Consider the following 13,993-nt stretch of genomic DNA (forward strand, 5'->3'; position numbering starts at 1 on the left):
TTCACCAGGGGCGACCAATGACCGATCAATCAGTGATGACCTATGTTCCGGAACATGCCGCCAAGGACCACCCGCGTGTTCCAAGAGAGAAGATAGGCGTCCTGATCGCGAATCTGGGCACGCCTGATGGCTATGACTACTGGTCAATGCGGCGCTATTTGAACGAGTTCCTATCGGACCGGCGCGTTATCGATTATGCGCCGTGGAAATGGCAACCCTTGCTGCAGTTGATCATTCTCACCAAGCGGCCCTTCACCAGCGGCGCAGCCTACAAATCGATCTGGAACGAAGACAAGGGCGAAAGCCCCCTGATGACCATCACCAAGGATCAGACCGCCGCCATCACAGACCGCATGAACGACATGTTCGGTGATCGGGTGATGGTCGATTTCTGCATGCGCTACGGCAACCCCTCGACCTTTTCAAAAGTTCACGAAATGGTGGCCAAGGGTTGCACCAAACTGCTGTTCTTTCCATTATACCCGCAATACGCGGGCGCAACGACGGCTACGGCGAACGATCAGTTTTTCCGCGCGCTGATGAAGGAGAAATGGCAACCGGCGGCGCGCACCGTTCCGGCCTATTTCGACAACCCGCAATACATCGAAGCTTTGGCCAAATCCGTTGAAGCTGCTTATGCGAAAGCCGAAAAAACGCCCGACCTTCTGGTCGTTTCGTACCATGGCATGCCCAAGCGCTACCTGATGGAGGGCGACCCCTATCATTGCCAGTGTCAGAAAACCACGCGGCTTCTGAAAGAACGCTTGGGATGGACCGATGACAAGATCGCGACAACCTTCCAGTCGGTCTTCGGTCCCGAGGAGTGGCTGCGCCCCTATACAGTGGAAGAGGTGGCGCGTCTGGCGCAGGAAGACGGTAAGAAGAACATCGCCGTCATCGCGCCGGCGTTTTCCGCCGACTGCATCGAGACGCTTGAAGAAATCAACGAGGAGATCCAGGAAAGCTTTGTGGAAGCCGGCGGTGAAAGCTTTACCTACATCCCTTGTCTGAACGACGAGCCGGCGCATATCGACGTTCTGTCACAGGTGATCGCCGATAACCTGAAAGGATGGATCGGGTAACGACTGGTCGACCGGGCAAAAGAAAAAGGCGGTGGAAACCACCGCCTTTTCCTTTTTGGCTGTTGCTTGGATTAATCCATAGCAACTGCTGCAACGGCTGCCAGAACCAGCAGCGGGATCAGGATGCCGGCCGACGAGCCTGCAGTTTCCTCAACCACAACCGGTGCTTCGATCACGGGATCGGCCATCGAGCCAGCATAGGCGGTCGAAGCGGCAGCGGTCATAGCAGCAGCGAGAACGAGTTTCTTCATGTTATCCTCCAGATAGTTCGCCGGCCGTCCAAAACATATCAGACGACAGGCACCCAAGACTTACCTCGTGCCTATCTCTAAGCAGCAAACCGGGCGAATTGCAAACGCAAGTTACTGCGAACAGCCAATACTTCGGCAAAATGTCGTCAAATAAGCAACACTTGCGTGCCGACGTTGGTCAGCGCGAACAGTTCGGCGATATGTTCGTTGTAAAGCCCAATACAGCCGTTGGACGAACGTCGGCCGATTTTTCGCGTGTCGTGCGTTCCGTGTATCCGATAATAGGTCCAGCTAAGGTAAAGAGCATGGGTTCCGAGTGGATTGTCCGGGCCCGGGCCAACGAAATCCGGCCACTCGGGATTGCGCTCTTTCATGGCGGGTGTCGGGCGCCAGGTCGGGCCAACGATCTTGCGTACCACCGAAGTACGGCCACGCCGCGTCAGGTCTTCGGTCAAGGGAACGCTGGTGGGAAACAGTTTGTAAACCGATTCGTCTTCTGACCAGAAATGCAGTGCACGTGACGTGATATCGACGAGAATGGCACCATTCCTCAGATCGCTGAAATAAGGGCGCCACTCCAGCGAACGGAAACTGGAAATGTTGCGCCGAACCACTTCGTTCAGATCGCGCTCAACCTCGACAGTGCCTGAACCATCAACATTCTGCGCAACAGCAGGTGCGGCAAGCATTGCTGCCGTGCCGGCCAGAAAGCCACGACGGCTCGGGTTGCTCATTGCATTGCGGGTCATGGTGTCCTCGTCGCATTTCTTGAAATAAGTTCGCATAATATTGCGCGAAAGACGCAGTCGCAATTCAAAGAACCGTCAACCGGCCAACTCACGCCGATGTGGGTTTGAATGGCAACGCTGGTCGCGTTATGGCATTGGAAACGAAATTTGGGTGGTTTCCATGGCACGACTCTTCGGTTTCCTTTTTGCGGCGCTTCTGGTTCTGCAATCCTGCACCAGTACCACGACCCCGCAGATGGGGGCAGATGGCAAACCCTTGCCGCGCCTTTACCGGATTCCTGTGGGTTCTACCGCGAAACTTCAATTCCGTGTCCTCGACTCTGTCAATTCGCTTCGACAGGCGGCAGGGGCATCTCCCGTGCAATTGAACGCGCAATTGAACGCAGCAGCGGCAACCCATGCACGGGATATGTCGGTCCAGAACCGTCCCTGGCATTTCGGATCTGACGGTTCATCGCCGCTCGATCGTGTGCGGCGTGTCGGATATACCGGCGGAATGCTGGGCGAAAACATCTCGGAAACCTACGAAACCGAGTTGGAAACCCTTGGCGCCTGGATGGAACAAGAAGACACGCGCCGCGTGATCCTCGACAAGCGCGCAATCAATATGGGTTTTGCCTGGTATCAGGAACGCAGCGGCAAGATCTGGTGGACACTGATCATGGGCTCGTAAGCCCTGCCGTTTAAGGATTAATGGTGATCGGCGTTCCGTCGCGTACCATCGCGTATATTTCCTCGATTTCACGGTTGGTCACCGCGATGCACCCGGCTGTCCAGTCCTGCCCGCCCTTGCGGTATTTCCACGGACGACCGTGAATGAAGATATCGCCGCCAGGGCTCTTGCCCATCGAGCTGGCGCGCGCCTGATCTTCCCGGTTGGGATAATTGATTCCGACCGAAAGGTGAAATTCGCTGTTCGGATTGCGGCGGTCGATCAGGTAGGTGCCTTCGGGTGTCCGGCCGTCCCCTTCGATCTGCTTGTGCCCGCGTGGCGCGAAACCCAACCCGATGTTGTAGGATTTCAGCACTGCGTCGTGGTGCATCAGCTGCATCACGCGCGCATCCTTGTAGACAAGAACCTGCGTTACCTCGGGTCCGTTGTAAGTTTGGAATTTTGAACAGCCTGCAACGATGGCAAGCAAAATCGCGAGAAAACTGAACTTGATAATCCGCATGTCACTGTCCGCTCATCAGTTTCCCGCGTTTTACAGTTTTTCGGGGTGTCGCGTTAGAGGTTTTTTGCCTGTCACGCCGATGTGAGTGTGAGCTTGCCGACGAGTTCAACATGCGACGACCAGCGAAACTGGTCCACAACCTGGACCCAATCGAGCGTGTACCCGGCCCGAACCATATATGCCGCATCACGGGCAAATGTCGTGGGATTGCAGGACACGAAAGCAATGACGCCTACCCCAGATTCGGCAAGGTTTGCCACTTGCGCCTCGGCTCCTGCCCGTGGCGGGTCGATGACGCAGGCATCGAAGCCATTGAACTCGTCGCCTACCAGCGGGTTGCGATAAAGATCACGCGTCTCGGCCGTCACCCGTTTCAGACCGGTTGAATTGCGCCATCCCTTTTCCAATGCCCGTATCATTTCCGCGTCGCCCTCGATGGCGTGAACCCGGGCCGTTCCGGCCAGAGGAAGCGCAAAGGTCCCGCATCCCGAGAAGAGATCGACTATGGCTGATGCTTCGGAAACGATTTCGGATACTGTCGCCTGCAATGCTGCTTCGCCTTCTAACGTCGCCTGAAGAAACGCGCCTGGCGGAGGCGCGACTTCAGCCTTGCCGAAAACCTGCACAGGCGGCCTGCGAAGCGCCATGGTTTCACCATTCCACGCCAGTCGCGCAAGGTCCGCAGCTTCGGCAAGTTGGGCGAGGCCCAGAAGCAGCGGCCCATCCGGTTCGGCACCCCCGAGAACCGCGATGTCGAGACCGTTCCGGGAAAGCGTTGCGGTCACGCTCAACTCACCGCGGCGGCTTGCGCCCAGCTGCGCCAGCTTTTCCGCAACGCCAAGCGCGGGCAGAAGGAGCGGATCAAGCAGCCTACACTCAGGCACCTGCACGATCGTGTCTGAAGCGCGGGCGTGAAACCCGGCCAAAGCACCCTTCTTGGTGCGCCTGGCCGACAGAGCCGCCCGGCGGCGCGAAGCCGCCGGAGACGTCAAAATCGGCCGGAATTCCGTGGATATGCCCCGCGCTGCCAGGGCGGTTTCGACGATGGATTGCTTCCAATTTGCGATGAATGGGTCCGAAGCGTGCTGCAGCTGGCAACCACCGCAGGATTTGTAGTGGCGGCAAGGCGCGCTGACCCTATCGGGTGAGGGCGTGACCAGTTTGATATCGGTCAGCCGGTTTCCTTCTGCACAACCGGTCACGATTTCCCCGGGCAGGGTGCGTGGCGCAAAGAGACCATCCCCGGTCACGCCATCACCCTGGTGTCCTAGGCGGGCAATCGTGAACTGGTGCTGTTGCTCAACCGTCATTCCGCCTGGTCGCCCATCATGTCCAGAAGCGCTTTGCGATCCAGCGAGAAGCCGGACTCGACCCAAGACAATTCAAGCTCCCTGAGCTTCCGGCCAAGCGCCGGACCGGAAAAGCGCGGCATCAGGTCCTTTGCCTTCAGGGGGAAAACCTGACCGGCGGCGCGCTTCGCTTTCTCCAGATCGCCCTGGCTGAAAGGTGTGTTCAGGACGGCCTGGCGCAATAGCGCCACATCCAGCGCAGCATCAAACCCGTTCCGGTAGGCCAACATGGTCAGGGATCGCGTGGTGCCTGTCTCCTCGCGAAAGAAGTCGAGTGCGGCGCTTTCCTTGCGCGACAGGCGCAATCTGTCCGCGAGGTTTTCCCCCCCTAGACAGGCGAGGCGGCGCATGGCGCAAGGTAGAGCTTGGTGTTGCTGCTCAGCATGCACCAGAGGTGCGAGTGCGGTGTCGTCCGCACCGGGAAGAACGGCTGCAAGAACCCCGGATACCCGCATCGCCGCCACGGCCGGGGCCGGATCGGGCGCACGCAGCAGTTTCTTTATTTCGGCGCCCACGCGCTCTCGCGAGAGCTTGGCAAGACCATCCAGATGGGCCGCCACGGCGGCCAGGCCTTCTTTGTCGATCCCCGCCTGCGGATCGCCATACCAGGCATGGAAGCGGAAGAACCGTAGCGTGCGCAAGTAGTCTTCCCTGATCCGCTCGACCGGGTCTTCGATAAATCGCACACGCCGCGCCTTGAGATCATCAAGACCACTCAGCGGATCGATGATCTGTCCGGAAGCGTCGGCATAAAGAGCATTCATCGTGAAGTCGCGCCGCCTTGCGTCGTCAGTCACGTTGTCGGCAAAGGCTATGACGGCCCGCCTGCCATCGGTTTCGACATCGTGGCGAAACGTCGTGATCTCATGTGGGACATGCCCGGCAACCACCGTGACGGTTCCGTGCTCGATACCCGTTGGCACAACCTTGAACCCGGCCTTTTCGCATAGCTGCGTCACGGTTTGAGGCGTCGCGTCGGTGGCAATGTCGATATCGCTCACCTTGGCACCGATCAGAGCGTTTCGCACGCAGCCGCCAACAAACAGCGCCTGGTATCCGGCATCCGAAAGAACGCGGCAGACGGCCTGTGTATCTTCGTTTTCGAACCAGTCACCGGAAATTCGCATCAGGGCCTCATGCGTTCGGCGAGTCCGCGCAGAATGCGCGCCGTCGCACCCCAAACATAGTAGGGACCGAACGGAACGGTGAAATAGTATCTGCGCTGGCCCAACCACCTGCGCGACTGAACCGAGAAGTTGGCGACATCGGTGAGATGGTCAAGCGGAACCGAAAACACTTCATCGACCTCGCCGGGCTCGGGGCGCGGCTGAAAGGCCGAGACAACGCGGCCGACGATGGGCGTCACGGTGAAGCCTGTGACGGTTTCGTGCGTTGGCAACTGCCCCAGGATCTCGACATTGTCAGGGGGCAGGCCAATCTCCTCATGTGCCTCGCGCAGGGCGGCGGCGGTGGTGTCGGCGTCGGTGTCATCCACCTTGCCGCCGGGAAACGCGATTTGCCCCGGGTGGTGTTTCAGGGCCGAGGACCGTTTCGTCAGGATCACGTTGGCGCCGCTTGGTGTGACCAGAAGTGGAACCAGAACACCGGCCGGCCTTAGCTTCCGATCCGGGGGCAGAACCGTATCGGGGTTCAGGTCGAAATCCGATGATCCGCCGCCCGGTTTGGAGAGCGCCGCCACCACCGGCGAAAGTGGGTCAGGAGGCGCCATTGCCGGTATCTTCCGCCTCAAACCCAAGGGTCCTGGGATCCAGATCATAGTGGCTGCCGCAGAATTGGCAGTCGGCCGTCACGCGTCCGTCTTCTGTCGTCATCTTCTCGATATCCTTGGCCGAGTAGATCGACAGGCTTTGGCGGACGCGCTCTTCGGAGCAGGTACAGCCAAATCGCACCGGTTGCCCGTCGAAGACACGCGGCGCTTCTTCGTGGAATAGCCGGACGAGAAGGTCGGTCGGTGTGACGGACGGGCCGATCAGTTCAAGATCCTCGACCGTGTCTAGAAGCATGTTTGCCCGGTTCCAGTCTTCGCCCTCTTCCCCATCGACAAGATCGGACGCGGCAAGAAGACCACTCTCGCCAGAGCCATCCTTGGCCGTGAATTCGGCTGATGCCTTGGGCATTTTCTGAAGCATCACGCCGCCTGCGCGCCAGTGTTCCGTGCCGCCGGGTTGTGACGACTTGCCAAAGCTCAGCGAGAAGCGGGTCGGGAGTTGCTCGGACTGGGCGAAATAGGATTCAGCGCAGGCCGCCAGCGAACCGCCGGCAATAGGCGTAATTCCCTGATAGGGTGTCGTGCCCTTGCCTTGGTCGATCAGGATCGCGAAATAGCCCTCACCGATCTGGTCGAAGGGCGCCCTTTTGGTAAGGCGCGATTCATCATAGCTGGCATACGCGCGGATCTTGGCGATCTCGCCTTCTTCGGTTGGGCTGTAGTAATCGGTCGCAATCATGCGCACCGGACCCTTCGACTGAACCTGGAGCGATAGTTTCCAGCGCAACTTGATCGTCTGTCCGATAAGCGCGGTCAGAAGTGCCATTTCGGCCACCAGAGCTTCGACCGCTGGAGGATAGTCGTGCTGGGCCAGGATGGTTTCGAGCGCACGGTCGAGCCGGGCCACGCGACCGCGAATATCCGAGTTGTCGAGCTGGAAAGGTAAAATGACATCGTCCCAGGCGATTTGTGTTCCGAAAGACATGGGGTTTCCTTGTTCGCCGGTGCTTGGCATACCGCGTGAATATAGGAGCGGCAACGGAAGGTCCAAGGGAAAGCCAATGATCCGCTGGATGGGGGACCCGCCCGAACGGGGCCAGAGGCACGTGTTGCGCCGCGGGGTTTATGCGATTTTGCCACGAGGGCGGGATCTGCTCCTGACCTTCCAGTCGTCGCCGTTTGATGAGCTCCAGTTGCCCGGTGGAGGGGTCGACCCGGGCGAGTCGCCCATTCATGCCCTACATCGTGAAGTGTTCGAGGAAACGGGCTGGAAGATTTCCGGCCCAAAAAGGCTGGGCGCGTTTCGACGGTTCACCTACATGCCGGAATACGACATCTGGGCAGAAAAACTGTGTGAGATCTATGTCGCCCGGCCGGTCTTTCCCCTAGGGCCGCCGACAGAGCCTGATCACGCGCCGGTCTGGATGTCTGCGGGGTTGGCGCGCCGGGAGTTGGGCAACCCGGGCGACCGCCATTTTGTCGCGCACTACTTGCACCTGCCCTGATATTCGAACAGCACGGCGGACACGTCGTCAGGAAAATCGCCCTCGTCCGAGAACTCGGCAAGTTTCCAGATCAGCGCTTCGAGCAGTTCGGTTCCGCGCGATTCTCGGAGTTGCTTCATGATGCCGGCCAGCCCGTCTTCGTTCAAAAGTGCGCCGTCCGGGGCCGGGCATTCGGTGATTCCGTCAGAGAAAATCATCAGCCGATCGCCTGGGTTCAGGCGTGTTTCGAATGTCTGATAACTTGCCCCGGGGATCAGCCCGACAGGAAGGCCGCCAGGGCCATCCTGCTCGATTTTTCCGTTCGCGCGCTGAACCAGAGGATGCGGGTGCCCTGCCTGCGCCATACGCACTTTACCGCTTTCCAGATCGACATCGGCCAGGAGCAGGGTGAAATAGTGTTCGGTCTCCATTTCGTTCAGAACAAGCGTATTCAGATGTTCGATGACTTTCGCCGGGCAGACCGGTCTGTACCCTCCTGCGTCGTCATGTTCGATCGCGACATTCTGTTCCGGGGAGGAGGACGAAAGGTAACCCGCCAGTCGCGCCGTCATGAGAGCCGAACTGATTCCGTGTCCCGAGACATCGATGGAGAACAGGCCGACATGGGTTTCGTTCATGGGAAAGACGCCAACCAGATCGCCGCCGACATGCCCGCTTGAATGCAGCATGAGTGAGACCTGCGCCGACCCGAAATCATGGTAGCGTTCCCGGACAAGCGATTGTTGCAGCTTCTTTGCTTCGATCAGATCGCTGTCGATCGAGTAGTAGAGCGACTGCAGTTCATCCAATGTTGCGCGGATCAACCGGTTCTTGTCGGTCAACTCGCGCTCCATCCGCAAGATGCGTTCGCCGGCATTCAGGCGCGCACGCAATTCGGCTGCATTCACCGGCTTGGTCAGGAAATCGTCTGCACCGTTGTCGAGACCCTGGGCCACCTCGTCTTTCTCGCTTTTCGAGGTTAGGAGTATGAAATAGCCATAGGTTTCACGCGCCATTGCGCGGAAGGCCTTGCAGAACTCAAGGCCGTTCATGCCGGGCATCATCCAGTCGCTGATTACCATGTCCGGCTCGCTTTGCCGGCAGATATCCAGCGCTTCCTGACCTGATCCGGCCTCGAAAACCTCGTACCCCCATCGTTTGAGAGACGCCTGCAGGATACGGCGTTGCAGGCGGCTATCATCAACGATGAGCACACGGGGCGTGTCAGCACCGTCGTCTTGGTTTTGGAGGAGGATTCTTGGTCGTGGCTCCATGGGGCACAGCTGTGATTAGAGGCAAGTATCGTTCTTCACTGAGATGCCTAGCGACGGAGCATTAAGAGCGGATGAACTCTAAAATTCTCTCCAGTTTCACGAATGGCAATGGGAGTGGCAAAGCTCTCTTAATACCTTTTCCATAGGCTGCTTTCCGAAAGACGTGAAAGGCCGAGACATGATCGATTGGAACAAGGTCAGCGAATTGAGAGATGAGATCGGGGACGAGGACTTTGCGGAAGTCGTCGACCTTTTCCTCGAAGAAGTCGACGGTGCCATGGAAAAGCTGCGCAATGGTCTGCCCGAGGAAAAGTTGGAATGCTGTCTGCATTTCCTGAAGGGCAGTGCGCTCAATCTGGGCTTCCGAGCATTTTCCGAGCTTTGTGCCCGGGGAGAGAGCGATGCAGCAGCCGGCGATGTCGCAAAGATCGATCTGGGGCAGGTCGTCGCGACCTACGACGCTTCCAAAGAAGTTTTCCTGAGCGAACTGGCACAGCGCATGGTGGCCTGATCAGATCAGGAACTCGGCCAGAATCTCGTCATTGGTGATGTCGCGATACGTGAAGCCAGCTTCGTCCAATCGGGAAAAGAGCGCATCGAAATTACCGCGCGAGGATGTCTCGATCCCGATCAGGACCGATCCGAAGTTACGCGCGGATTTCTTCAGGTATTCGAACCGGGCGATATCGTCTTCAGGACCGAGGGTATTCAGGAATTCCTTCAACGCGCCAGGGCGCTGCGGCAGCCGCAGGATGAAATATTTCTTCACACCGGAAAACCGCTGGGCGCGCTCTTTGACCTCTGGCAGGCGCTCGAAATCGAAATTGCCGCCCGAGGTGATGCAGACCACCCGCTTGCCCTTGATCTGATCGGCGACATCGACCAGCGCATCGACCGCCAGCGCGCCGGCGGGCTCCAGCACGATGCCCTCGACATTCAGCATTTCCAGCATTGTGACGCAGATTCGGTCTTCGGGTGCGGCGTAAACATCAGAGATATCGATGTTTTTCAAAACCTCGAACGGGTGCGCGCCGATCCGCGCCACCGCCGCGCCATCGACGAAACTGTTCACGCGATCAAGAGTGACCGGCGCGCCAGCCTTCACCGCCGCGGCGAGGCTTGTGCCTCCCGCGGGTTCGACGAAACTGTAATGAACGGCCTCGCCGAAATACTGGACGACACCCGCCGCCAGACCGCCGCCGCCCACGGGCAGGATAACGTGATCGGGGGCGCCGCCCATCTGGTCGGCGATTTCGACAGCAACCGAAGCCTGGCCTTCGATCACGTCCTCATCGTCGAAGGGAGCCAGGAAATGGCCGCCTTCCGCGGCGCAGAAACGCTGTGCCTCGGTCAGCGTGTCGTCGAAATAGTCGCCGACCAGGCGAATCTCGACCGCGTCGCCGCCGAAGATGCGGGTCTTCTGAATCTTCTGCTGTGGCGTCGTCACCGGCATGAAGATCACGCCATGCACGCCGAAGTGCTGGCACATGTAGGCCACGCCCTGCGCGTGATTGCCTGCGCTGGCACATACGAACAGTTTCGACGCTGGCCCATCCTCGAGCACTTTTCGCATCGCGTTGAATGCACCGCGCAACTTATAGGATCGAACCGGCGAGAGATCCTCGCGCTTGAGGTAAAGATCGCAGCCAAACCTTTCGGAAAGGTGAACGTTGCGTTGCAGCGGTGTTTCAGGGAACACCTGACGCATGGCGCGTTCGGCGGCACGGGCGCGGGTATGGAAGTCTTGCACGAAGCTCATTGAGACTGAGTGCCTTAAACGCCCTGCCCCGCGCAAGCCCTGCACCTTGCCCTGCGACACAAAACCTTATATCGCGCGGTCAAACCGAAACGAGGGAAAGCTTATGTCCGCGCCGAAGAAAGTAGTGCTGGCCTATTCCGGTGGCCTTGATACGTCGATCATTCTGAAATGGCTGCAAACCGAATATGGTTGCGAGGTGGTGACCTTTACCGCCGACCTGGGCCAGGGCGAAGAACTTGATCCGGCGCGCAAGAAGGCGGAACTCCTTGGGATAAAACCGGAAAACATCTACATCGAAGATATCCGCGAAGAGTTCGTGCGCGATTTCGTCTTCCCGATGTTCCGGGCGAACGCGCAGTACGAGGGACTCTACCTGCTGGGCACGTCGATCGCGCGGCCGTTGATTTCCAAGCGATTGATCGAGATCGCCGCCGAAACCGGCGCCGATGCCGTGTCGCACGGGGCCACCGGCAAGGGGAATGACCAGGTGCGATTTGAACTGGCGGCCTATGCGTTGAACCCCGATATCAAGGTGATCGCGCCCTGGCGGGAATGGGACCTGACCAGCCGCACGAAGCTCCTCGACTTCGCCGAGCAGCACCAGATTCCGATTGCCAAGGACAAGCGCGGCGAGGCGCCGTTCAGCGTGGATGCGAACCTGCTGCACACCTCGTCCGAGGGCAAGGTTCTGGAGGATCCGGCCGTGGATGCGCCGGACTACGTTTATCAGCGCACGGTGAACCCCGAGGATGCGCCGGACACGCCGGAATACATCGAGATCGGCTTTGAAAAGGGCGATGCGGTGAGCATCAACGGTGAGGCGATGAGCCCCGCCAACCTGTTGACAGCATTGAATGAATACGGCCGCAAGCATGGTGTCGGGCGGCTCGACCTGGTCGAGGGGCGGTTTGTCGGGATGAAGAGCCGCGGGATCTATGAAACGCCGGGCGGGACCATCCTGCTCGAGGCGCATCGGGGTATTGAGAGCATCACGATGGACCGTGGTGCAATGCACCTGAAAGACGAGATCATGCCGCGCTATGCAGAGCTGATCTATAACGGGTTCTGGTACAGCCCCGAACGCGAAATGCTGCAGGCGCTGATCGACAAGAGCCAGGAATACGTGACAGGCACCGTAAGGTTGAAGCTTTACAAGGGCTTGGCCCGGACGGTCGGGCGCTGGTCGGACTATTCGCTTTACAGCGAAGAGCACGTGACCTTCGAGGATGATGCGGGCGCCTATGACCAGAAGGATGCGCAGGGCTTCATCAAGCTGAATGCGCTGCGGCTGCGGCTGCTGGCGATGCGGAAGAACCGGATCGGCGGCAAGTAATCGCCCGTGGTTAATGCCCCCGAATCAGGGGGGTGATTCCTGTGCACCGCCCGGCTGCCATCCGGCTGCCGGGCGTTTTCAATTCGGCCCGGTAAACGGCGCGCGCGGATATTTCCTGCTCAAAGCTTAACCGCGGCCAGTTTTTCATAGGCCGGCATCGCGGCCCGGGCCAGAGCGGCGCGGTCGGGCGGCAGATCGGGTAAAGGGCCTTCGGCCGGGGCGAAGCCGGTGGAGGCATGCACGGCGCCATACCAATGCGGGGCCCAGACGCCATCATCCGGATGGCCGCCGGCGGGCCAGGAAAGCATGGCCGGATCGAAAGGCAGCCCGATCGAATCGCACAGCCTGCGCAACATGGTTTCGGGGGCGCGTCGGATGTCTGCGCTGTCGACCACCACTGGGGCCTGGCCCAGAGCGCGGACGTGATCAAACAGCTCGGCTTGCTGGGTGAAGCCGATATCCGCCAGCGTGGGATTGTCGTATTTCGCGCCGAAGCTGGCCACGACCCTGGCAGGGTGCCGGATAAGGAACACGTTGGTGACCCTGGCCATCCAGTCGCGTGGAATGCCGGGGATCATGTGCTGGGTCATGTGCTTTTGGTAGAAATGCGGCTTTCCGGCTGGAATAGAGCCTAACAAGGCGTCGATCACGCGGGCCGGATCCTGGGGCTGGGCGGCAAGTATGTCGTCGCGCATCGGGTGGTCGAGACCGGTTTGCGCGAGATAGGCGGCATAGAAGGGCTCGTCCACGACGGCGCAATCGGTGCGTGCGCCGAACGCATACATCATGGCGGTAGACAGGTTGCGGGGGCCGGACCACATGGCAATGCGCATGGTTTTTCTCCTCCTGGGCAAGCCGGGCTGAAGCCCGGCCTACGCGCAGTGCGTGTCGATGAGCTGTTTATAGAGGTCGCGAATGCGCTGCGTCACCGGACCCATTTCGCCGGTGCCGATCTGGCGGCCGTCGATTTCGCCAACGGGCGTCTGGGCGCCGAAAGTGCCGGTGAGAAACGCTTCGTCTGCGCCATAGGTGTCGACGAGGGAATAGTTGCGCTCGAATACCGGGAGGCCGTTTTCGCGGCATAGATCGATCACCTTTTGCCGGGTGATACCGTTCATGCAGTAATCGCCGGTGCTGGTCCACACAGCGCCCTTGCGCACGATGAAGAAGTTGCAGGCGTTGGTGGTGTTCACGAAGCCATGTACATCGAGCATCAGCGCTTCGTCGGCACCGGCCTTTTCGGCGGCGATGCAGGCAAGGATGCAGTTGAGCTTGGAATGCGAGTTGAGTTTCGGGTCCTGCGTCATCGGCAAGCCGCGGATATGGGGCACCGTGGCCAGCCGGATCGGGCGCGGGATCGAGGGGCGGGAATGCTCCATGATGATGGTGACGGTGGGGCCTTGCTGGCTGAGCGCGGGGTGCTGGAACGGGCGGGTCTTTACCCCGCGCGTGACCATCAGGCGGGCATGGGCATCGCTATGCATGCCATTGGCCTTTTGCGTCTCTAACAAGGCCGAAATGACCTGATCCCGGGTCATGCCGATATCCAGATCGATGGCCTTGGCGGCCTCGAACAGGCGGTCCATATGCTCATCGAGAAAGGCCCAGGTGCCGTTGTAGAGGCGCAACCCCTCCCACACGCCGTCACCCAGCATGAAGCCGCTGTCATAGACGCTGACCACCGCCTGCACCTTTGGCACGAGTCGCCCGTTTAGCCAGATCAGGATTTCCTCGTTTCGCGCGTCTTCCGCAGCTTGGTGGGTTGTGACGTGATCTTGCATAGGCGCCTCCCTTTGTGGGGAACGCTA

Annotated in this window: 16 protein-coding genes; 5 read left to right on the forward strand and 11 right to left on the reverse strand. The window is 59.4% G+C overall.

Annotated elements, in window-relative coordinates:
* Positions 1–17: 17 nt before the first annotated feature.
* Positions 18–1,082 (forward strand): ferrochelatase, encoded by a 1,065-nt coding sequence (hemH, locus tag E0501_RS08755; protein ID WP_137701010.1) that lies wholly within the window; start codon positions 18–20, stop codon positions 1,080–1,082.
* A gap of 71 nt (positions 1,083–1,153) precedes the next feature.
* Here the strand turns inward: hemH and E0501_RS08760 are convergent, their stop codons facing one another.
* Positions 1,154–1,333, reverse strand: coding sequence for a hypothetical protein (locus tag E0501_RS08760; protein WP_137701011.1), 180 nt, complete (start codon positions 1,331–1,333; stop codon positions 1,154–1,156).
* A 146-nt stretch (positions 1,334–1,479) separates the two neighbouring features.
* Positions 1,480–2,082, reverse strand: coding sequence for a L,D-transpeptidase (locus E0501_RS08765; protein ID WP_137701012.1), 603 nt, complete (start codon positions 2,080–2,082; stop codon positions 1,480–1,482).
* A 160-nt stretch (positions 2,083–2,242) separates the two neighbouring features.
* Here E0501_RS08765 and dalA point away from each other — a divergent pair, with 160 nt between their 5' ends.
* Positions 2,243–2,755 (forward strand): divisome-associated lipoprotein DalA, encoded by a 513-nt coding sequence (gene dalA, locus E0501_RS08770; protein WP_137701785.1) that lies wholly within the window; start codon positions 2,243–2,245, stop codon positions 2,753–2,755.
* 10 nt (positions 2,756–2,765) lie between these two features.
* Here the strand turns inward: dalA and E0501_RS08775 are convergent, their stop codons facing one another.
* The 5 genes from E0501_RS08775 to hslO all read right to left on the reverse strand — a co-directional run bounded on the left by E0501_RS08775 (position 2,766) and on the right by hslO (position 7,320).
* Positions 2,766–3,257 (reverse strand): L,D-transpeptidase family protein, encoded by a 492-nt coding sequence (locus tag E0501_RS08775; protein WP_137701013.1) that lies wholly within the window; start codon positions 3,255–3,257, stop codon positions 2,766–2,768.
* A gap of 71 nt (positions 3,258–3,328) precedes the next feature.
* A complete protein-coding gene (locus E0501_RS21740; protein WP_328591471.1) occupies positions 3,329–4,042 on the reverse strand; it encodes a class I SAM-dependent RNA methyltransferase in 714 nt (237 codons plus the stop codon).
* Positions 4,043–4,563: 521 nt separating this feature from the next.
* Positions 4,564–5,733 carry a CCA tRNA nucleotidyltransferase gene (locus tag E0501_RS08785; RefSeq protein WP_137701786.1) on the reverse strand — a complete coding sequence of 390 codons (1,170 nt, stop codon included), beginning with the start codon at positions 5,731–5,733 and terminating at the stop codon, positions 4,564–4,566.
* Complete coding sequence (locus tag E0501_RS08790) at positions 5,733–6,335, reverse strand: CoA pyrophosphatase (protein ID WP_137701015.1); 603 nt, start codon at positions 6,333–6,335, stop codon at positions 5,733–5,735. Before E0501_RS08790 ends, E0501_RS08785 begins: the two co-directional genes overlap by 1 nt.
* Positions 6,322–7,320 (reverse strand): Hsp33 family molecular chaperone HslO, encoded by a 999-nt coding sequence (hslO, locus tag E0501_RS08795; protein ID WP_137701016.1) that lies wholly within the window; start codon positions 7,318–7,320, stop codon positions 6,322–6,324. The genes E0501_RS08790 and hslO overlap by 14 nt, the downstream gene beginning before the upstream one ends.
* Before the next feature lie 76 nt (positions 7,321–7,396).
* Between hslO and E0501_RS08800 the strand changes: the two genes are divergently transcribed.
* A complete protein-coding gene (locus E0501_RS08800; protein WP_137701017.1) occupies positions 7,397–7,840 on the forward strand; it encodes an NUDIX domain-containing protein in 444 nt (147 codons plus the stop codon).
* Here the strand turns inward: E0501_RS08800 and E0501_RS08805 are convergent.
* The gene (locus tag E0501_RS08805; protein WP_137701018.1) at positions 7,822–9,093 is read right to left on the reverse strand and encodes a PP2C family protein-serine/threonine phosphatase; all 1,272 of its coding nucleotides are present in this window, start codon (positions 9,091–9,093) and stop codon (positions 7,822–7,824) included. The genes E0501_RS08800 and E0501_RS08805 overlap by 19 nt on opposite strands.
* Before the next feature lie 178 nt (positions 9,094–9,271).
* Here E0501_RS08805 and E0501_RS08810 point away from each other — a divergent pair, with 178 nt between their 5' ends.
* On the forward strand, positions 9,272–9,604 hold the full coding sequence (locus tag E0501_RS08810; protein ID WP_137701019.1) for an Hpt domain-containing protein: 333 nt from the start codon (positions 9,272–9,274) through the stop codon (positions 9,602–9,604).
* Here E0501_RS08810 and ilvA read toward each other — a convergent pair whose 3' ends face one another.
* Positions 9,605–10,843, reverse strand: coding sequence for a threonine ammonia-lyase IlvA (gene ilvA, locus E0501_RS08815; protein WP_137701787.1), 1,239 nt, complete (start codon positions 10,841–10,843; stop codon positions 9,605–9,607).
* Between the two features lie 112 nt (positions 10,844–10,955).
* On the opposite strand from ilvA, the gene E0501_RS08820 reads away from it, so the two are divergent.
* On the forward strand, positions 10,956–12,185 hold the full coding sequence (locus E0501_RS08820; RefSeq protein WP_137701020.1) for an argininosuccinate synthase: 1,230 nt from the start codon (positions 10,956–10,958) through the stop codon (positions 12,183–12,185).
* 119 nt (positions 12,186–12,304) lie between these two features.
* On the opposite strand, the gene E0501_RS08825 is transcribed toward E0501_RS08820, so the two are convergent.
* Positions 12,305–13,018, reverse strand: a complete 714-nt coding sequence (locus tag E0501_RS08825; protein ID WP_137701021.1) for a sulfotransferase-like domain-containing protein — start codon at positions 13,016–13,018, stop codon at positions 12,305–12,307.
* A 39-nt stretch (positions 13,019–13,057) separates the two neighbouring features.
* Complete coding sequence (locus tag E0501_RS08830) at positions 13,058–13,966, reverse strand: D-amino acid aminotransferase (protein ID WP_137701022.1); 909 nt, start codon at positions 13,964–13,966, stop codon at positions 13,058–13,060.
* Between the last annotated feature and the right edge of the window lie 27 nt (positions 13,967–13,993).

The organism is Marimonas lutisalis (genome assembly GCF_005434965.1).
GTDB classification, from domain to species: domain Bacteria; phylum Pseudomonadota; class Alphaproteobacteria; order Rhodobacterales; family Rhodobacteraceae; genus Marimonas_A; species Marimonas_A lutisalis.

Bases quoted from the DNA above. Each gene is read 5' to 3' on its own strand.
- hemH (WP_137701010.1), top strand. From the start codon at position 18: ATGACCGATCAATCAGTGATGACCTATGTTCCGGAACATGCCGCCAAG.
- E0501_RS08760 (WP_137701011.1), bottom strand. From the start codon at position 1,333: ATGAAGAAACTCGTTCTCGCTGCTGCTATGACCGCTGCCGCTTCGACC.
- E0501_RS08765 (WP_137701012.1), bottom strand. From the start codon at position 2,082: ATGACCCGCAATGCAATGAGCAACCCGAGCCGTCGTGGCTTTCTGGCC.
- dalA (WP_137701785.1), top strand. From the start codon at position 2,243: ATGGCACGACTCTTCGGTTTCCTTTTTGCGGCGCTTCTGGTTCTGCAA.
- E0501_RS08775 (WP_137701013.1), bottom strand. From the start codon at position 3,257: ATGCGGATTATCAAGTTCAGTTTTCTCGCGATTTTGCTTGCCATCGTT.
- E0501_RS08785 (WP_137701786.1), bottom strand. From the start codon at position 5,733: ATGCGAATTTCCGGTGACTGGTTCGAAAACGAAGATACACAGGCCGTC.
- E0501_RS08790 (WP_137701015.1), bottom strand. From the start codon at position 6,335: ATGGCGCCTCCTGACCCACTTTCGCCGGTGGTGGCGGCGCTCTCCAAA.
- hslO (WP_137701016.1), bottom strand. From the start codon at position 7,320: ATGTCTTTCGGAACACAAATCGCCTGGGACGATGTCATTTTACCTTTC.
- E0501_RS08800 (WP_137701017.1), top strand. From the start codon at position 7,397: ATGATCCGCTGGATGGGGGACCCGCCCGAACGGGGCCAGAGGCACGTG.
- E0501_RS08805 (WP_137701018.1), bottom strand. From the start codon at position 9,093: ATGGAGCCACGACCAAGAATCCTCCTCCAAAACCAAGACGACGGTGCT.
- E0501_RS08810 (WP_137701019.1), top strand. From the start codon at position 9,272: ATGATCGATTGGAACAAGGTCAGCGAATTGAGAGATGAGATCGGGGAC.
- E0501_RS08820 (WP_137701020.1), top strand. From the start codon at position 10,956: ATGTCCGCGCCGAAGAAAGTAGTGCTGGCCTATTCCGGTGGCCTTGAT.
- E0501_RS08825 (WP_137701021.1), bottom strand. From the start codon at position 13,018: ATGCGCATTGCCATGTGGTCCGGCCCCCGCAACCTGTCTACCGCCATG.
- E0501_RS08830 (WP_137701022.1), bottom strand. From the start codon at position 13,966: ATGCAAGATCACGTCACAACCCACCAAGCTGCGGAAGACGCGCGAAAC.